Origin of the sequence: Aquisalimonas asiatica, assembly GCF_900110585.1 — a bacterium.
GTDB lineage: Bacteria > Pseudomonadota > Gammaproteobacteria > Nitrococcales > Aquisalimonadaceae > Aquisalimonas > Aquisalimonas asiatica.
Genome location: NZ_FOEG01000010.1, coordinates 1 through 18,776 on the forward strand (window position 1 = coordinate 1; position 18,776 = coordinate 18,776).

Here is an 18,776-nt window from a genome sequence, read left to right on the forward strand (position 1 = left end):
GTGACGGATGGTGCCCACGGCCGTGGAGACCGGTGAGGCGAACGCCTCGAACTCGGCGAACGGCAGCTCCACTCGCCCCACCTTGCGCCCCGCCCACAGGCTCACCATCCCGGTGTCCCGGTAGAAACGGGTGTCGCGCTTGAGAGTGAACCAGCCGCTGTGGACCAGGAGGCGGCAGAGGAGCCAGATGGAGAACAGGGGTAAAAAGAAAATCGCGGACTCTTGCGCGACTTCCCAGAACAGTTCGGTAAAACCAGCTTCCGCGATGAAGAAAATAAAGGTCGCAAAAAGAGGTCCAAACGAGAGAAAACCCGCCACGGCACCAATGGAAGCAATCAGCACCAACGGATCCGCCCGTGAGGCCCACATGCGACAACGGTGGGGCTCGCGCTCCGCCAGATCCTTCTCCAACTTCTCTCCAGCCCCCTCCCGCAGCCGATCCAGCTCGAAGACGTTCGTGGCCGCCGCCATGAACTCCCGGCACTGCGGACCCAGCAACGGCAGCCGCACACCCAGCGCCTTGCGATCAAAGTACCCCATGGACTCGAGATCCTGCCCGGGTGGCAGGTCTGCCGGGCGGCTGCCGGCGAATGCCGTGTCCGCGTAGGTCGTCACCCCGGCTTCGGGTGTGCCGTCCGTGGTCATTGGTGTTGGTGCTCCCCTTATTGTGTTGATTGGTGGACCTGAAGGTCCACCCTACGGCCACCTCGGTTACCACCGTGTTGCAGGCGGCCAACCGTAGGGTGGATCTTCAGATCCACCATCCATGAACACACCCACCTACGCCGGCTTGGCCGTGCGCCAATCCCCCTCACCAACGCCCGATGGGCGCCAGCCCGACGCCAGGGCCTGCTCACGGGTGCGGCCCCAGGGATAAGCCCCGGCCGCCTTGCGGGCGCGCTCGTGCAGGGCGCTGGCGTGGGAGCGCTCCATGTCCAGCCAGTAGCGGTGCGGGCGGCCCGACTTGCGGTCGTGCTCTGCCGTTACCGGGTCCAGGTGACGCGTGCCATCGAACTCCGGGATGTCCGGCAGCGGCCGGCTCACGTCCATGAACTGCTGCATCGCCTCCCAGATCACCTGCGTCTCCCACAGCTCCACCTGCGCGCCCGGATAGCCCACGCTGTAGCCCGTGCCGCGGTGGATGAGCCCCAGCCGGTGACGGATGGTGCCCACGGCCGTGGAGACCGGTGAGGCGAACGCCTCGAACTCCGCGAACGCCAGCTCCACTCGCCCAACCTTGCGCCCCGCCCACAGACTCACCATCCCAGTGTCGCGGTAGAAACGGGTGTCGCGCTTGAGAGTGAACCAGCCGCTGTGGACCAGGAGGCGGCAGAGGAACCAGATGCATGCCAATGGGAGAGCGTAATACCCAATGGCCATAACACTCCCCTCAAGCACCCTCTCGGTGAACCCCCCAAACAACACCAGCGGTATCGGAACAGCAAGAAAGGCGAAGAAGAAAAATCCTGCCACGGCACCAATGGAGGCAATCACAACCAACGGATCCGCTCGCGAGGCCCACATGCGACAACGGTGGGGCTGGCGCTGCGCCCACAACTCTTCCTGCTCATCGCGAGACAGGCGCTGGTAATCGCTCAACTCCATGATGTAGTCCGCTTCCGCCGTGAACTCCCGGCACTGCGGACCCACCAGCGGCAGCCGCACACCCAGCGCCTTGCGATCAAAGTACCCCATGGACTCGAGATCCTGCCCGGGTGGCAGGTCTGCCGGGCGGCTGCCGGTGAATGCGGTGTCGGCGTAGGTCGTCATCCCGGCCTCGGGTGTGCCGTCCGTGGTCATTGGTGTTGGTGCTCCCCTTTTTGTGTCGATTGGTGGACCTGAAGGTCCACCCTACGGTGGTTATGGCGGTACGGCCCGTGGCCGGTGATCGCGGCTTGGGGCTAGAACTCCTGGTTGATCTGTCGCTGTGTCTTGCGGATCGTTAGCTCGTCGGCATAGGCCCAGTCCTCGGTCTCACCGTCGGGGTCGATCGTGGTGTCGCTCGCCTGGGAACCAGCGTGGCTCGGATTGAACGGGAGGGCGCCGTCGCCTTCGCGGCGTAACCGGGCTCGGGCCCGTATCGTGCAAGTACGACTTCCAGTCCAGGACATGGGCCATTCATGAGGATCTGACAACCGGAACCACCACGCCTGACAGAGGTCCCCGGCGTCCTCATCGAGGAGTTGACCGGTAGCAACGACCTCCAGCGGCTGCTGTTCATCTTGCCCCTCCCAGGTAGCGTAGAGCTCCAGGCCGTCAGTCGCCCTTGTCGCTGCGGGGGCACGTATTTCCACGCGCACACGCGAAGGGCTAAAGCGCTCGTCCTCGGCGATGGTAACTTGCGGCCCTGCCAGCAAGGACTCCAGGGCGAGACGGACCTGTCGCGGCTCAAGACCGGCATACTCCTCGGTAAGCCGCCGATCGGGATCAGCACTGAACGGCCCGTAATGGGCCCAGCGCTCCAGCGGCCCCCGGACAAGGTGTCGGGCCACGGCGCCGGCCACGATACCGGTCGCGAGAAACGCCCAGCCCCAGGGCCCCAGCTTGAAAATCGCCGCCAATCCAGCCTGGGGGACACGAGCAATCAGGTTACTGGCCATGAGGCCGGTCAGGGCCGCAGCCTCGACACCATGGGCAACGCCGGCCCCTGTCTCACCCCGCTGCAGGCGGTACCTCATATCCGTCGCGGCCAGAGCGGCGCCGAAGCCTGCGAGGCCGGCGCCAATCACAGCCAGGGTCGGCACTCGGCCAACCATCGGGACGGCCATGGAGCCCCTAACTATTTTGTCCGCGGCAGCGTGCCCCAATACCCTTCCTATTACCGCAGTTGTTCCTTCACGTCCCAGCGTGTAAATGCTCGCCTCGGTAAGGGCGAAGGCGAGCCCAGCCATACCCAACCCCAAATCTCCCAAATGACGAGACGCCCTATCATTGCCCTTCCAGAAAGAACGGACAGCCGAAGTAATATTCACCACCTCAAACACCGCGATAATCGGCGGCAGGCCCGCCTGCGCGGTACGCACGGCTCGGGATGAGGTGAGAGACGGCTCTGCATCCGGCTGGTTGAGCTCGCGGACGGTCTCGGACACGGTGGGCATCACGACCAGGTCGCCCCGTGCGCGGTAGAGGCCGTCCGTCCCCTTGGCGTGGTAGAGCTTGCGCCAGTCCGATATGATCGCGGCGTAGTCGGGGTCCGTTATGGGGACGAGGCCTTTGAGCGTAGAGCTGGCGATGGGGTTGTTGGTCCCGCTGTCCAGTAGAACCATAGTGTCAGCCCCAGGATTCCGCACCTCGGCAGTAGCGGTCGGCCGACTGACCTTCCGTTTCACCGGTTTGAGCTTTTTCATCTGGGAGCCGATCACCGTGTAGCCCTCGGGAATCACGTCACCTTCACGCACCAGACGGGCGCCCTCGAACTCGGGGAACTGCCCCGCCTTGCCGATGCGCGTGAACAGCTCAACGGATACGGTCTGCTGCTGATCGAGCGCGGCCTGCCACTGCCGCTGGACGACATACATGAAATCCATGACCACTTCCCGGCCAAGCCAGGCCACATCACGGCCCACGGAACCGAACACGCCGCCAGACCCGGCGCCGTTCAGCATCAGGGCGAACGCACCCGGCCGGAAGCCGGTCGCCCCGGTGATTTCGTTCAGGTCATCGGTTGCGGGGGGTGTGTCGTCATCGACCGAGACCTGATCCTCGCCTGGGAACAGCATCGGGTACAGCGGGTGCTCCGGATCGGTCAGGCGCGCCTGCCAGGCTGCCAGTGGATCGTCTTCCGGGTCGTCGGGATCGGCATCGTAGCCACTGTCGATCTGCGCTGGATCCGGTCCGGCGCCTGCGATCAGGCCGTTGACCGTGGCCCAGAGCCGCCAGTATTCCTGCGGCGGAAGCGCCGCGTAGTCCTTGATGGCCTGGACGACGTTGACCGGCTGGGCGACGCGTTCATCTGCGGAGCCGCCGTTCGGGCATTTTCCGTCCAGCCATTGAGCCAGCGTGTTACGGGCCTCGCGGATGCGCTCCCTGACCGCCCGCCGCTCGTCGACCTGGAGCAGTGCCTCAATGTAATCGCGGTCCATGTCCCCGGCCACACTCCTTAGCTCGCTGGCCTCGTTCGAGCGATCGGTGTAGCGGGTGCCGCGCCGAGTACTGCGGTCCTCATGCAATGCCTCATTGAAAAACGTCTGATACGCCACCACTGCGCTCTCCGCGTGCTCGTGCTGGTCGATCTCCTCGATGCACGCCTTGAGCGCCTCGGTCTCGTCCTGAATGGTGCCGATGAGCTCCATTGCCACGCCCAGCGGGTCGTGGATGGCCATGATGGCGAACCCGGCGGTGATGTCGTCTTCGGTGAGGCCGGGGAGCTGGGGCGGTTGGTCCGGGTCATCCGACTGATTGAAGTGGCTCTCGGCGGTGCTCGTGGGCACCAGGAACGTCTCGCGCAGGCGGTTGATGTCAGGATCGCCGTCGTAGGCGGCGAGGTCGATGCGCTGGCAGCGCGCCTCGCGCAGGCTGTCGTCCACGGTGACGTTGTAGGGTTCGTACACGTCCAGATCCGGGCAGTAGCGCCGGTCGTCCGGGTCGAAGCCGCCCATGCGCTCGATGGTGGCCCAGCTCCACTGAACGTCCGCGTAAGCCACTTCGACGACGGGCTCGGTACCGTTCATGCGGTACGGCAGGGAGATGTGGTGGAACAGCGCCTCGCAGGTGGCCGGGCGGTCGTCGCGGCCCTGGTGGCGCGCGAGGTTGACGTCGTGAAACACCTCGCCTTCATTGCCCACCTGGATCTCGCGCCACAGGTGGCCGTTGATGAAGACGTACAGCCAGCCGTCGCGCACGGGCGCCAGCAGCTCGCCCTCCGGGTCCGTGAAGCGGACCGGGATCACGGGCATGAGGCCGACGTCAGACTCAGTGTCGGTATCGTCTGCGGGGATGCTGCGCACACTCCCCAGGGGCAGGCGGTACTCGCCGGCAATCACGCCAACACGGCCGCCGTAGCCGCGCTCCTCAAGCGCTTCCTTGATGGCCTGGGGGTAGTCGCCGGCGCTGTCGCGCAGGTTCAGCGCCATGCGGCGGGTGCCTGCCTCGTGCGAGCGGAAGCTCAGCCTGCTCCGGGGCACTGCGCCCGGGATATCCAAAAGCTGCGCGGCGTTCAGTGGTTGCTGGGAGAACGGGGCGCTCATTCCGGGTCCTCCTCGACGATCGCGTTCTCGCGGGCACTCCAGTGAGAGGCACTGTTCCCATCGACGGGAAACTGCACTGGCCCCTCTTCGGGCTCCAGCGCGTCCGCGGCGTCAGCCGTGATCGCTGGCGGCACCGGACCGCCCGGCTGGGACAGGGGCATGGGTGGCGTATTGTGGAAGTTGCTGACCATGTGGTCGCCCTGGCGCACGGCCGGCTGGCCTTCGATGAGCACGTCCGGCGAGAAGGTCACGAACTCCGCCGGCCCCTTGATGGTGCCGGAGGTCACGCCGCCGCAACTTCCGGGCTCATTGGCCGTGCTCTGGGCAAACAACGATCCCGCGTGGCACACGGGGTGCCCGTTCACCAGCACGGTCGTCGCCGTGGCCGTTGCGTCGGCCGAGGTGGCGATGCTCTGAAACAGGTCCGTCTTGCACTTCGGCGGTGTTTTGCACACGTCCGGCGCCGTGAGCGTGCCGCCCGATGCGGCGTGAACGGCGGTGCGTCCGTTGATGAGTACCGTTGCCATTGGGGTCCCTCCCTGGTGGTGTTAGTGATTCGTTTGCTGCGTGGACAGGCAGACCGCCAGGCGCTCCGGCCCGGCGGGGGCGTCCAGCACCAGGCAGTGCCGGACGGGCATGAGATCAAGCTGCAAGCGTGCGTGCGCAAGGGCGAGCGCGACCGGAAGCCCGGCGGCACCGGTCTCGCCCAGGGTGAGCGCGGGCCGGAGTGTCTCCACGGGCGGCTCCAGGTCTGGTTGTGGCGCCTCCAGCTCGCCCCGCCGCATGGCGAGCTGCTGCCGTGCCGGGAGGCGCTGAGGCCACAGGCCGCTGTGGGCGTGATACCACTCCAGCTCGGCCAGCGACTCCTGCGCCCGGGCAAGGAAGACGGCGTCCGGCTTCTCACCCTTCAGGCCGGCGGCGCCCAGCGCCTCACCGGCGGCCGCTCCCAGGCCCTGGAGGTGGTTCCGACCGACCGCCCCGTGGTGCGGCTCGTGCCCGGCGACGGGCTGATGCATGCGGATCCCGGCGACACCGCGAGTGTCTTGCTCGAGCCGCACGCAGGCGGCTGCTTCACCCAGGGCCCAGCCGTCCGGGAACTCGGTTGTCCGGACATGCCCTGCGCGCTGCGCCTCGGTCAGGGATTCCAGGTTGGCCAGGCTGTCGACCCCGGCCACCAGCGCACAGCGGCAACGCCCTTCGGTCAGCGCCCGCCAGAGCGCAGCCAGGGCGGCGGGCGCTTCACGGTGGGTGGTGCACTCCAGCACCACATCCTGCATCCACGGCTCCGCGACCCTGCCCCGTTTGAGCACAGCGTCCTGCGACAGCCGCCGGGCGCAGGCAGCATCGCTGTCGGGGAGCACGAGCAGGACCCGATCGACCGGCGCGTCGGCCCCGACCATCGCTCCCTGGATGGCGGTGAGGAGCATGTTGCCGACGGCGCCGGCATCCACATGCCCGATGGGCGCCTCCGGATGCACCGGCGCCAGGACGGGTGCCGCCAGCTCACGGGTCACCGGGTCGGCCTGCGCCAGTTCGTCCCGTGGACGAACGGCCGGCATGCCGGCAAGCAGTGCACCCAGCAGGGCGCCGGGCCGGTCTCCGGTGGCGCACTCCAGACCGGCACCTGTCACGGCGACGTGGCGGTTCGGGGCGGTCATGCGGGCACCTCCTGATCGCTCTCGGCTGGCGTTGTCTCCGGCGTGTCCGGCACCGGCGGAAGCACAACATAGCCGCGACGCTTGGCGTCGATCTCCCACGGGATGGCACACCGGTACAGCAGGTGAAACAGCATGGCGTCGCTGTCGACGATCAGCGTGTCGCACGCACCGCGCAGGGGCATGCGGTGGGTCTCGTGCAGCCAGGCCACCGGCTGCAGCGGCGGGAGCGTGACCTGCACCGGGTCGCCATGCCCCGGAAACAGGCCCTCCAGGGTGAGCCGCTCCCCGCCGCTGAACGGCTTGTCGAAGCGTTGATCCGGTGGCGCTGCGTTGTGAACCGTGGGCAACGTGTTCGAGCCGTAGGGGCAGCCACCGGCCTCCAGCCGCGCTTCTGAGACATGACCGGCCTCGCGGCGGCGCGGCTCCCAGTGCGGTGCCAGAGGGCCCAGGCCGATTGGGGCCATCCGCTGCCGTGGTGCACTCATGAGCCGGTCCGGCCGCTCGATATGCGGCAGGCGGGTGTCGTGGAGCCGCCACTGTCCCGAGTTGAACCCGCGGCCCACGGGGTTGCGGCGCTCCTCGCTGCCGGTGCGCGGATCGCGCCCACCAAAGGCCATTTCGTAGCACAGCGGCACCGGCTTCATAGTCTCCAGTGGTGTGCGGTAGTAGCCGAGCGCACCCCGCTCCCAGCGCGACGGCCCCACGGCGATCAGGTGCTTCTCGCGGGCGTCGGTGGCGTCACGATCGAGCCGCACCCGGACGTGGACGCCCGCGGCTTCGGGCTGGCCGGGATAAGCCGTGCCGAACAGGTAGAACTCGCCGCCCGCCTTGTGGGGCACCGACTCCCACGCGGCTTCGAGACTGCTCTCCGCGGGCTTGCCGCGGTACTGGTCACCTTCGACCACCTCCGGCTGCTCGTCATGGAGCGTGACCTCGCCAGTGAGACTGAACCGGTACGTGGCCTTGACCGTCAGCGTCCACTGCGGCGCGCCGTTCAGGGCCCAGCCCGGCGCCAGGCTTGCCGCGTACGGGGATTCATTGGCCAACTGCAGCATCAGCCACCTCCTCCTCTTGCGACTCCGGCAACACCGGCCCCGGCTCACCCCGCCGGTGGAACCAGCCACCGGTGACGTACGGGCCGGGCTCCTGCAGAGCCGCCAGATCCATCAGGGCGTCGCCGGCACGGCCGGCCCAGCGCGTTGCCAGCGTCGCCACCCGCTCGGGATTACCGGGACCACCGAGAATGCGCCGTTCGGCCACGTCCCAGCCCGGCGCGTTGGCGTCCCACCACTGCCTGGCGACCCCGGCGTCGGGGACAGGGCCGCCGGCCGCAGCCCGGTCAGGGGCATTAACCACCTGCAACCGGTCGCGGTGCGGCAGGGCCTGGCCGGTCAGCCAGCGCCATGCCGCCGCGGCAGGCTCCGACGCACGGGCATCCCGGAGCGCCTGCAGGATCTGCTCCGCGGCGTCCCGCCGCCCGCTCAGAGCGAGCAGCCAGAGGCCGGTCTCCGGGGCTTCATCCGCCGCACGCCAGACGGCGTCCGAGAGGTGGTCCGGGCAAAGGAGCGCATTCAGGCGCAGCGCGTCAGTCGTTTCCTCAAGGGGAATGTCTCCGTCGAGCAGTGATAGCAGGGCATCCGCGGCCTCGGGGTCGTCACGGAGCAGGCCGGCCCGGAGGGCAGGCAGTGTGGCCGGCTCGGTGAGGTCGCTTCGGTACCAGGGCCGGAATCGCTCCACTGGCCAGTCGCGCCGAAGGGAGGCACAGCGCAGGGCGGCGGCCTGCTGCTCCGGCGATTCCAGGGCCTCGTTCAGGAGGGCATCAGGAACATGGGCGGCGGCAACCTCGAACGCCTCCAGCAACGAAGCACGCGCCTCCGGATATCGCTCGTAGCCACGCATGACGCAGGACCAGCCGTCTGGCGGTGTCGTCAACGCGACCGCCTGTACGAGGCCCTGACACTGATCACCCTCTGCCTCTTCCAGTGCCGGGGCCAGTCGCTCCATGGCCCCCTGCGGGTCGTTGCGCAAGGCGGGGGACGCGGCGGCGAAGGCCTCTGCGGGATCGTCGGGGAGGTCGTCCGGCAGCGACTCCGCCGCCTGCGTGCAGGCATGGAGATGGCCGATCAGGCGCTGATCCAGCCGCGCGCACTGCACACCCGGCACGAAATCACGCGTGCTCACGGACACACGCTGCCGGTACAGCCGGATCAGCGCACTCTGGTGAGCTGCAAGGAGGCGGACCGCCATGACGGCAGCCTCAGTTGATCTCGACGACGCTGGCCTGCAGAGCCAGGGCCTGGTCGGCCCGGTGCTCCACATTGCGGCCGTGGATCAGCAACCGGCCATCGGGCTGCAGTTCGATGCGCGCCTCCCCGGCCTGCAGCACGACGCCCTCGGCCGCCTGAACCAGCAGCCGGCCATCCGGCAGGCGCCGGGCACCCTCCGCGGTGCGGGTCAGCGACACCGTGACGACTGCACCACCACGGACCGGACAGGCGACCACGCGGTCACCATCCTGCAGCGCGCCAACGTCGGGCACACGATCAATGACGGGCAGACGCTCCGTGGGGTCATCTTCAGCGACGACGAAGACCGACACATCGTCCATGGCATGAACACGGGCGACGAAGGCAGTCGTCGCGTGATCGGCGGTCTGGCGGGCACGAGCTTGAGCAAAAGCGGGCATGGCAACCCCTCCCTGGTCGCGAACCGAACAAATCCCTGTCGGTTGATCCGAATTGGTGTATCGCCGACGCGCGGACGATATAGACACAAGCATGCCGCGCCAGCGTCGCAAGGGCAAGCCCATGGCCGGAAACGAAAGAAGCCCCGCACCGGTAACCGGCACGGGGCTTCGGGGAAAGGCGTTGGACGCCGGACGGCTTACATCATGCCGCCCATGCCTCCCATGCCGCCCATTCCGCCCATGCCACCCATGTCGTCGCCACCCTTATCTTCTTCAGGGTGCTCGGCGATCATGCACTCGGTGGTGATCATCAGCGATGCGACCGAAGCGGCGTTCTGCAGGGCAGTCCGGGTGACCTTGGTCGGGTCCAGGATGCCGTACTCGATCATATCGCCGTACTCGTCGGTCTGGGCGTTGTAGCCGAAGTTGCCGTCGCCTTCGAGAATCTTGTTCAGGACCACGGCGCCGTCGATGCCGGCGTTACCGACGATCTGGCGCAGCGGCTCCTCGATGGCGCGACGGACGATGGCCACACCGGTGTCCTGATCGGCGTTCTCGCCCTTCAGGCTTTCCAGCGCTTTCAGCGTGCGCACCAGGGCCACACCACCGCCGGGGACGATGCCTTCTTCCACCGCGGCGCGGGTGGCGTGCAGGGCGTCCTCGACGCGGGCCTTCTTCTCCTTCATCTCCATCTCGGAGGCGGCACCGACCTTGATCACGGCCACACCGCCGGCGAGCTTGGCCACGCGCTCCTGCAGCTTCTCGCGGTCGTAGTCCGAGGAGGCGTCCTCGATCTGCGCCCGGATCTGCTCCACGCGGGACTTGATCTCGTCATTGCGGCCGGAGCCGTCGACGATGGTGGTGTCTTCCTTGGTGACGTTGATCTTCTTGGCGGAGCCGAGATCGTCCAGGGTGGCCTTCTCGAGGCTCAGACCCACTTCTTCGGAGATCACGGTGCCGCCGGTGAGGACGGCGATGTCCTGCAGCATGGCCTTGCGACGGTCACCGAAGCCGGGCGCCTTGACGGCGGCGACCTTGACGATGCCGCGCATGCTGTTGACCACCAGGGTGGCCAGCGCTTCGCCTTCGATGTCCTCGGCCACGATCAGCAGCGGACGGCTGGACTTGGCGACGTTCTCCAGCACCGGCAGCAGTTCGCGGATGTTGGAGATCTTCTTGTCGCACAGCAGGATGTAGGCATCATCCAGCTCGGCGCTCATGCTCTGCTGGTTGTTGATGAAGTACGGGGAGAGGTAGCCGCGGTCGAACTGCATGCCTTCGACGACATCCAGCTCGTTCTCCAGGCCGGAGCCCTCTTCCACGGTAATGACGCCTTCCTTGCCAACCTTCTCCATCGCCTCAGCGATGATGTCACCGACGTTGTTGTCGGAGTTGGCGGAAATGGTGCCCACCTGGGCGATGGCCTTGCGGTCTTCACAGGGCTTGGACAGGTTGCGCAGCTCGCCGGTGGCGGCGGTCACGGCCTTGTCCACGCCGCGCTTGAGATCCATGGGGTTCATGCCGGCGGCAACGGCCTTCATGCCTTCCCGCAGGATGGCCTGGGCCAGCACGGTGGCGGTGGTGGTGCCGTCACCGGCGACGTCGGAGGTCTGGGAGGCGACTTCCTTGACCATCTGGGCGCCCATGTTCTCGAACTTGTCCTTGAGCTCGATTTCCTTGGCGACGGACACGCCGTCCTTGGTCACCGTGGGGGAGCCGAAGCTCTTGTCGAGCACCACGTTGCGACCGCGCGGGCCGAGGGTCACCTTGACGGCGTTGGCCAGCGTGTTCACGCCGGACATCATCCGCTGCCGTGCGTCATCACCGAAACGTACGTCTTTAGCTGCCATGATTCGTTATTCCTCTTGCGATTCGATAGTCGGTAAAGCAGGTGCCGGGAGGCGATCAGCCTTCAATGACGGCCATGACGTCTTCTTCACGCATGACCAGCACGTCTTCGCCTTCGACCTTCACCTCGGTGCCGGCAAACTTGCCGAACAGAACCTTGTCGCCGACCTTCACGTCCAGCGGGCGGACTTCACCGTTCTCCTGGACCTTGCCCTTGCCGACGGCCACGATCTCGCCCTTGATGGGCTTCTCGGCGGCGCTGTCGGGGATCACGATGCCACCCGGCGTGGTGCGCTCTTCTTCCATACGCTTGATGATCACGCGATCATGCAAAGGACGGATATTCATCGGATAGTTCTCCTAATGCGTTGACGGGCACGGGGCCCGATTGCCTTACCAAAGTGTTGTTAGCACTCGCTGCCTGTGAGTGCTAATGATAATTCCGGTTCGCAATCAGTCAAGAGCCGCGGTATCTCGGCGCCGACGCCCGTGATGTGGGGGCGGTACTGGTACAATTCAAAGGCCCTGTTTCAAGACCGTGGAGACAAGATCATGGACAGCGAGCATCTGATGGCTTTCTGCACCTGCCCGAACCCGGAGGTGGCGGGCGAAATCGCCGAAACACTGGTGGGCGACGGCCACGTGGCCTGCGCCAACATCGTGCCGGGCCTGACATCGGTGTACGCGTGGAAGGGCGAAGTGCATCGCGACCCGGAGACGCTGCTGATCATGAAGACCACCCGCGTGGCCTGGCGGCGCCTGGAAGAGACCATTCTCCGCTTGCACCCGGACGAACTTCCCGAGATCATCGCGGTCCCTGTGACGCGGGGGCTGAACGATTACCTGGCGTGGGTGACCTACCAGACCGATGGCCGCCAGCAGCCCCCGGCAGAGTGAATACCAACAACCCCGACGTGCGCGCATGGATCCCTGGCCGGAATCGATGAAACGGACACTGCTCACCTGGCTGCTCTTCATCCTCACCGTCGCCCCGGTCGCGGGGCACGCGGGGCTGAGCAGCCTGTTCGGCGGCAGCGACGAGCTCCTGCCGCCCGAGCAGGCGTTTCCCTTCTCCGCGGAGCTGGTGGCCGAAGACGTCATCGTGGCGCGCTGGGACACGGTGGAGGATTACTACCTCTACAAGGACCGTTTCGATTTCGAAGTGGCGGGCGACGACAACGCCATCGCCGGATTCGAGCTCCCCGAGGGTGACGTCATCGATGACCCCAACTTCGGGCGCATGGAGGTCTACCACGAGCCGGTGGAGGTCTACATCCAGCTCGAGCGCCCGGCCGGTGAGTCGCTCACGTTCACCGCCCATTACCAGGGCTGCAATGCAACCACGGGCGTGTGCTACCCGCCCCTGACCAGCGACTTCTCCCTGGCCGGCGGCGTCAGTGACGCCGGGTTCGGCGCAGGTGCCGGTGGTGGCGGCCCGCCCGCGGGCGGTGGCGACCCGCTCACGCAACTCCTGGCCGGGGGCAACCTGCTCCTGATCCTCGGCGGCTTCTTCGCCGCTGGTCTATTGCTGGCGTTCACCGCCTGCATGTATCCGCTCATCCCCATCCTCTCCGGCATCATCGCCGGCGAGGGCGAACGACGCACCGGTGCCCGCGGCTTCTGGCTCTCGTTCGTGTTCATCCAGGCCACGGCCGTTACCTACGCCATCGCCGGGGCGGTCGCCGGGATGACGGGTGCCGCCATCCAGGCGGACCTGCAGAGCCCCTGGGTACTGGGAAGCTTTGCGGCGCTGTTCGTGCTGCTGGCGCTGGCCATGTTCGGCCTCTACGACATCCGCGTACCGGCCGCGCTCCAGACCCGTCTGGACGCACTCTCGCGCCGCCAGCGCGGCGGCAGTTTCATCGGCGCCGGTATCATGGGCGTGCTGTCGTCACTCATCGTCGGCGCCTGCTCCGGGCCAGCTCTCATCGCGGCGCTGGTCTTCATCAGCAATACCGGCGACGCCCTGATCGGCGGCCTGGCCCTGTTCGCCATGGGTAACGGCATGGGTGTCCCACTGCTGCTGGTCGGGACGGCCCTGGGCAAATGGCTCCCCCGCTCCGGCGCCTGGATGGTGCGGGTGAAGCAGTTGTTCGGCGTGATCTTCCTGGCGGTGGCCCTGTGGATGATCGACCGCTTCATCCCCGGCCCGGTCACGCTGGGCCTGTGGGGTGTCCTGCTGGTGGGCGTGGCCATCTGGCTGGGGGCCCTGGATCGCGCCACCGGCGTGCCCGGCCTGCTCCACCGCGGGCGCCAGTTCGTGGGTGTGCTGCTCATTATCTGGAGTGTGGCACTGCTGCTCGGCGCCGCCTCTGGGGGCTCGCGCTTCTGGCAGCCACTGGAGCCGCTCACCCAGGGTGCGCCGCCCGCGGGGGAGACCGCCGCAGGCCAGTTCCGCGACGTGGACACCCTGGACGAGCTGGAGTCGGCCATCGCCGAGGCGGCCGACCGCGGCCAGGGCACCGTGGTGGACTTCTATGCTGACTGGTGCGTGTATTGCGTGCAGCTGGAGGAGCGTACGTTCCCGGCGCCGGAGGTCGTGGCGGCCCTGGAGGACAAGCAGCTCCTGCGGGTGGATGTCACTGCCATGAACAACGACCACCGGGAACTGCTCCAGGCCCTGGACGTGTTTCTCCCGCCGGCCGTGATGTTCTATGGTGCCGACGGCGAGGAACGGCGCGAACAGCGCATCGTCGGCTTCGTGCCACCGGAGGAATTCGTGCAACGCCTGGAGGCCGCCTACGGTGGCGCCACCAGCGATACAGGAACCTGAAGACATGTCGGAACACCCCCGGAAACAACGCCGCCGGCTCGCACCCGTTCTGGCGGTCATTGTCGGCCTGGGCGCCGCCCTGGGCGGCCTGGCCGCCTGGCAGACGTGGTTTCAGCCGGAGTTGCGGCCCGGCTTCTCGCTCCCGGATCTCCAGGATGACGAACAGCGCAGCATCAGCGAATGGGATGGCGACCTGATCGTGCTCAACTTCTGGGCAACCTGGTGCCCGCCGTGCGTCAAGGAGATCCCGGTTTTCACCGCACTGCAGGACGAGTACGGCGAGCAGGGCGTGCAGTTCATCGGCGTCGCCATCGACAACCGCGACGACGCCCTTTCCTTCTACGACGAGCTGGACATGAACTATCCGAGCTTCTACGGCGTGCAGGAGGCCATGGACATCAATGAAGCCTACGGCAACGAGATGGGCACGCTCCCCTATACTGTGCTGATCGACCGCAACGGCGCCATCGTGCACCGCTTCAACCGGGAAGTGGACAGGGACGACATCGAGCCCGTGATCCAGGAACACCTGTAGCGTCACCCTGTCCTACACTAACCAGAACAGCCACGGAAATACGGCAAAATGCGGCGAACGTCGCAAAAATGGCGTGATCACGTGGACAAGCATCCGCCATTGGTACACAATCGCGGCCACGACTTGAGAACGTGGGGACGGTAGCGGGTGACAACCCGTGGCGCCGAAACCCTGGCGGCACGACACTCGGGGGAGTCAATGGCGAGCATTCTGGTGCTCAACGGGCCCAATCTCAACCTGCTTGGCCGGCGCGAACCCGGTGTCTACGGCACCGACACTCTGGATACGATCAACGACCGCCTGCAGCGTCAGGCCGCCGCGGCGGGCGTGACCGTGGAATCATTCCAGAGCAACCATGAAGGGGCTCTGGTTGATCGCATCCACGCCGCGGGGGACGCGGGAACCGATTTCATCCTGATCAACCCCGCAGCCTACACGCACACCAGCGTGGCCCTGCGTGATGCCCTGCTCGGCGTGGCCATTCCCTTCGTTGAAGTCCATCTGTCAAACGTCCACGCCCGCGAACCGTTCCGGCAGCACTCCCACCTGTCGGACGTGGCCGCTGGCGTGATCACTGGCCTCGGGGCCCTGGGCTACGAGCTCGCCCTGCAGGCCGCGATCCGGCACATCAATCAAAACGCAGGATAAGCAAATGGATATCCGCAAGATCAAACGGCTAATCGAGCTGCTGGAAGAATCCGGCATCAACGAGATCGAGATCAAGGAAGGGGAAGAGTCCGTGCGCATCAGCCGCGGCGGCGCGGAATCGATGCCACAGATGATGCCCCAGGCCGCCCCGCAGCAGGTGCCGGCTGCCGCCCCTGCACCCCAGGCACCGGCCGCCCCGGCCGCCGACGCCGGCGAGAGTGCCGGTGACAGCGACGTTCCGGACGGCCACTCGGTGCGCTCGCCCATGGTGGGCACCTTCTACCGGGCGCCGGCCCCTGGCGCCAAGCCGTTCGTCGAAGTGGGCCAGCAGGTGAAGGTGGGTGATACCCTCTGCATCATCGAGGCCATGAAGATGCTCAACCAGATCGAGGCGGACAAAGCGGGCACCGTGGCCGCCATCGTGCTGGAAGACGGGCAGCCGGTGGAATACGACCAGCCGCTGTTCATTATCCAGTAACGCAGACCCGGGGATCACTTGCTCATGCTGGAAAAAGTCCTTATTGCCAATCGCGGCGAGATCGCCCTGCGCATCCTGCGCGCCTGCCGCGAGCTCGGGATCCGCACGGTGGCGGCGCACTCCAGCGCCGACCGCGATCTCAAGCACGTGCGCCTGGCCGACGAAACCGTCTGCATCGGCCCGCCGTCATCCGCCGAGAGCTACCTCAACATCCCGGCCATCATCAGCGCCGCCGAGGTGACTGCAGCCGACGGCATCCACCCCGGCTACGGTTTTCTCTCCGAGAACCCCGACTTCGCCGAGCGAGTGGAGCACTCGGGTTTCACCTTCATCGGACCCATGGCCGAGACCATCCGGATCATGGGTGACAAGGTCGCGGCCATCAACGCCATGAAGGAAGCGGGCATTCCGTGCGTGCCCGGCTCCGACGGCCCACTGGATGACGACGACGACCGCAACCTGAGCCTGGCGCGCGGCATCGGCTACCCGGTCATCATCAAGGCGGCCGGCGGCGGTGGCGGGCGCGGCATGCGCGTCGTCCACAACGAGTCCGACCTGCTCGGCGCCATCTCCGTGACCCGCAACGAGGCCCGCTCGTCGTTCGGCAACGAAATGGTGTACATGGAGAAGTACCTGGAGAACCCGCGCCATATCGAGATCCAGGTACTGGCGGACAACTACGGCAACGCCATCCACCTGGGCGAGCGGGACTGCTCCATGCAGCGCCGCCATCAGAAGGTCATCGAGGAGAGCCCGGCGCCCGGGCTCACCGAGACTCAGCGCCGGGAGATCGGTGAGCGGTGCGCCCTGGCCTGCCGGGAGATCGGCTACCGCGGCGCCGGCACGTTCGAATTCCTGTACGAAGACGGCAACTTCTACTTCATCGAGATGAACACCCGCATCCAGGTGGAGCACCCTGTGACGGAAATGGTCACGGGCGTCGACCTGGTCCGGGAACAGTTGCGCATCGCCTCCGGCGAGCGGCTCAGCTACAGCCAGGACGACATCGTCGTGCGCGGCCATGCCATCGAGTGCCGGCTGAACGCCGAAGACCCGGTGAAGTTCGTGCCGTCCCCCGGCGAGATCAAGCAGTACCACGCGCCGGGCGGCCCCGGTGTGCGCGTGGACTCGCACATCTACACCGGCTACAAGGTTCCGCCGTACTACGACTCCATGATCGGCAAGCTGATCACCCACAGCGACACCCGTGACTCGGCGCTGGCGCGCATGCGCACTGCGCTGGCGGAGGTGATCATCGGCGGCATCAAGACCAACGTCGCGCTGCATCAGGATCTGCTGCTGGACCCGAACTTCCAGGCCGGCGGCACCAACATCCATTACCTGGAAAAACGGCTCGCCGAAGGCTGACGCCCGCACACGACACTTGCACGGCGCCCCGTCGGCGCCGTCTAATGCCGTGGCATCGGATACCTTGGGGCGTCCGCCTTTCAGATCATTTTCACCGGAGGAAGCAATGCTCCGACGCATGATGCTGGCCGTCATCGTGGCCGGCGCGGCCACCACCGCCGCGCACGCCCAGGAACTGGAACTCGCCTTGAGTGACGAGATGGCGGAACTGATCCTGGCCGACCGCAGCTCCCAGGGCGCGAACCAGAGCGTGCGCTATGGCGGGGGGCTGCTCTACAACGAGGACACCGATCTGCTCGGCAGCCTCTTCCTGACCGTCAACAACGAGGTGGAAGGGCGCTGGCAGCCGGTGACCTTCGGCGTTGGCGCCAAGCTCTATGGCGCCGACCTGGACGCCTCGGGCGAGAGCCTGGCGGCGCTGGCCGTCGGCGGCAACGTGGGCGTCGGAATCCCGGCCAATATTCCGCTGGCGATCGTGCTGCAGGGCTACGTCTCACCCAACATCACCACCGGCGGCGACGCCGATCGGGTCACCGAAGGGCAGATCCGCCTGGAAGCGGAACTGGTCAGCGGCGCCCACGCCTTCGTGGGCTACCGGCAGATCAAGTTCCACATGGACGAGTACCGCGACGAACGCGTCGACGACGGCCTGCACGCCGGCCTGCGCCTGCGCTTCTAGCCCAGCAACAGACGCAGCGCCACCACCGCCAGCAGCAGCGCGAACAGCCGCTTGAGCAGCCCGCCGGGGAGCCGGTGGGCCAGGCGGGCGCCGTAAGGCGCCGTGAGCACACTGGCGACGGCCATGCCCGCCACTGCCGGCCAGTAGACATACCCGGTGGCCAGCGCCGGCAGGTCCGGACGCCCCCATCCCGTCAGCATGAACCCGGCCGCCCCCGCCAGGGCAATGGGCAACCCGCAGGCGGCCGACGTGCCCACGGCCTGCCGCATGGCGACACCGCACCAGGACAGGAACGGCACGGTCAGCGTGCCGCCACCGATCCCCACCAGGGCCGAGAGGTTGCCGATGACACCGCCGGCCGCCGTCATGCCGATGGCCCCCGGCTCGCGTCCGCTGGCGGGCGGGTTCAGATCGAGCCCCATCTTCACCGCCACCAGCACCAGGAAGACCGCGAACACGTTCTGCAGCGCGGCGGTCGACAGGTTATCCGCCAGCCACGCCCCCAGCAGCGCCCCCACGACAATCCCCGCAACCAGCCGGCCGAACACCGGCCACAGCACGCCGCCCAGACCGTGGTGCGCCCGCACCGAGGAGAGCGACGTCAGCACGATCACCGCCAGCGAACTGCCCACGGCCATGTGCATGATCACGGCGTCCGACACCCCCTGGGCGGCGAAAACGACCAGCAGCACCGGCACCATCACCACGCCGCCACCGAGCCCGAACAGCCCGCCGATCAGCCCGGCCACGGCGCCCGCGACGAGGAAAACGAGAAGAGTCGTCAGCATGTACAGCCCCTGCTCAGGCCTGGAAAGACACGGTCAGCCCCCCTCCGGAGAGACGGGCGGGCACAGGGTACCGGTTTCGGCCGGGAAATTCGCGACCGACGTCCCGCGGCCTTCTTGATAGACTTGGCG

The 18,776-nt window shown here is 66.9% G+C and carries 18 protein-coding genes; 7 read left to right on the forward strand and 11 right to left on the reverse strand.

Annotated features, from left to right (window positions below):
* The 10 genes from BMZ02_RS15780 to groES form a co-directional block, all read right to left on the reverse strand.
* Nucleotides 1–645, reverse strand: a 645-nt coding sequence (locus tag BMZ02_RS15780; protein ID WP_139209243.1) for a hypothetical protein, incomplete at its 3' end; no start/stop codon positions are given.
* A gap of 135 nt (nt 646–780) precedes the next feature.
* Complete coding sequence (locus BMZ02_RS15785) at nt 781–1,800, reverse strand: hypothetical protein (protein WP_091645624.1); 1,020 nt, start codon at nt 1,798–1,800, stop codon at nt 781–783.
* Nucleotides 1,801–1,901: 101 nt separating this feature from the next.
* Nucleotides 1,902–5,186 (reverse strand): toxin VasX, encoded by a 3,285-nt coding sequence (locus BMZ02_RS15790; protein WP_091645626.1) that lies wholly within the window; start codon nt 5,184–5,186, stop codon nt 1,902–1,904.
* Nucleotides 5,183–5,713 (reverse strand): DUF4150 domain-containing protein, encoded by a 531-nt coding sequence (locus tag BMZ02_RS15795; protein WP_091645628.1) that lies wholly within the window; start codon nt 5,711–5,713, stop codon nt 5,183–5,185. The genes BMZ02_RS15790 and BMZ02_RS15795 overlap by 4 nt, the downstream gene beginning before the upstream one ends.
* Nucleotides 5,714–5,734: 21 nt before the next feature.
* Entirely contained in the window at nt 5,735–6,844 is a 1,110-nt protein-coding gene (locus tag BMZ02_RS15800) for a beta-ketoacyl synthase N-terminal-like domain-containing protein (RefSeq protein ID WP_091645630.1), read from the reverse strand.
* On the reverse strand, nt 6,841–7,899 hold the full coding sequence (locus BMZ02_RS15805; RefSeq protein WP_091645631.1) for a DUF2169 family type VI secretion system accessory protein: 1,059 nt from the start codon (nt 7,897–7,899) through the stop codon (nt 6,841–6,843). The genes BMZ02_RS15800 and BMZ02_RS15805 overlap by 4 nt, the downstream gene beginning before the upstream one ends.
* Nucleotides 7,880–9,091: a hypothetical protein gene (locus BMZ02_RS15810; RefSeq protein WP_091645633.1), complete on the reverse strand. Its 1,212-nt coding sequence runs from the start codon at nt 9,089–9,091 to the stop codon at nt 7,880–7,882. The genes BMZ02_RS15805 and BMZ02_RS15810 overlap by 20 nt, the downstream gene beginning before the upstream one ends.
* Before the next feature lie 10 nt (nt 9,092–9,101).
* Complete coding sequence (locus BMZ02_RS15815) at nt 9,102–9,530, reverse strand: hypothetical protein (protein WP_091645634.1); 429 nt, start codon at nt 9,528–9,530, stop codon at nt 9,102–9,104.
* Nucleotides 9,531–9,727: 197 nt separating this feature from the next.
* A complete protein-coding gene (gene groL, locus BMZ02_RS15820) occupies nt 9,728–11,380 on the reverse strand; it encodes a chaperonin GroEL (RefSeq protein WP_091645636.1) in 1,653 nt (550 codons plus the stop codon).
* Between the two features lie 55 nt (nt 11,381–11,435).
* Entirely contained in the window at nt 11,436–11,726 is a 291-nt protein-coding gene (gene groES / locus BMZ02_RS15825) for a co-chaperone GroES (RefSeq protein ID WP_091645638.1), read from the reverse strand.
* A 204-nt stretch (nt 11,727–11,930) separates the two neighbouring features.
* On the opposite strand from groES, the gene cutA reads away from it, so the two are divergent.
* The 7 genes from cutA to BMZ02_RS15860 all read left to right on the forward strand — a co-directional run bounded on the left by cutA (nt 11,931) and on the right by BMZ02_RS15860 (nt 17,859).
* Nucleotides 11,931–12,275, forward strand: coding sequence for a divalent-cation tolerance protein CutA (gene cutA / locus BMZ02_RS15830; RefSeq protein ID WP_091645640.1), 345 nt, complete (start codon nt 11,931–11,933; stop codon nt 12,273–12,275).
* Nucleotides 12,276–12,321: 46 nt separating this feature from the next.
* The gene (gene dsbD / locus BMZ02_RS15835; RefSeq protein ID WP_171909958.1) at nt 12,322–14,151 is read left to right on the forward strand and encodes a protein-disulfide reductase DsbD; all 1,830 of its coding nucleotides are present in this window, start codon (nt 12,322–12,324) and stop codon (nt 14,149–14,151) included.
* Between the two features lie 4 nt (nt 14,152–14,155).
* On the forward strand, nt 14,156–14,686 hold the full coding sequence (locus tag BMZ02_RS15840; protein WP_091645644.1) for a TlpA family protein disulfide reductase: 531 nt from the start codon (nt 14,156–14,158) through the stop codon (nt 14,684–14,686).
* A gap of 198 nt (nt 14,687–14,884) precedes the next feature.
* Nucleotides 14,885–15,334, forward strand: coding sequence for a type II 3-dehydroquinate dehydratase (gene aroQ / locus BMZ02_RS15845; protein WP_091645646.1), 450 nt, complete (start codon nt 14,885–14,887; stop codon nt 15,332–15,334).
* 4 nt (nt 15,335–15,338) lie between these two features.
* Nucleotides 15,339–15,812: an acetyl-CoA carboxylase biotin carboxyl carrier protein gene (gene accB / locus BMZ02_RS15850; protein ID WP_091645648.1), complete on the forward strand. Its 474-nt coding sequence runs from the start codon at nt 15,339–15,341 to the stop codon at nt 15,810–15,812.
* A gap of 24 nt (nt 15,813–15,836) precedes the next feature.
* The gene (gene accC / locus BMZ02_RS15855; RefSeq protein WP_091645650.1) at nt 15,837–17,180 is read left to right on the forward strand and encodes an acetyl-CoA carboxylase biotin carboxylase subunit; all 1,344 of its coding nucleotides are present in this window, start codon (nt 15,837–15,839) and stop codon (nt 17,178–17,180) included.
* A 106-nt stretch (nt 17,181–17,286) separates the two neighbouring features.
* Nucleotides 17,287–17,859 carry a YfaZ family outer membrane protein gene (locus tag BMZ02_RS15860; protein WP_091645652.1) on the forward strand — a complete coding sequence of 191 codons (573 nt, stop codon included), beginning with the start codon at nt 17,287–17,289 and terminating at the stop codon, nt 17,857–17,859.
* Here BMZ02_RS15860 and BMZ02_RS15865 read toward each other — a convergent pair.
* Nucleotides 17,856–18,647: a sulfite exporter TauE/SafE family protein gene (locus BMZ02_RS15865; protein WP_091645654.1), complete on the reverse strand. Its 792-nt coding sequence runs from the start codon at nt 18,645–18,647 to the stop codon at nt 17,856–17,858. The genes BMZ02_RS15860 and BMZ02_RS15865 overlap by 4 nt on opposite strands.
* Between the last annotated feature and the right edge of the window lie 129 nt (nt 18,648–18,776).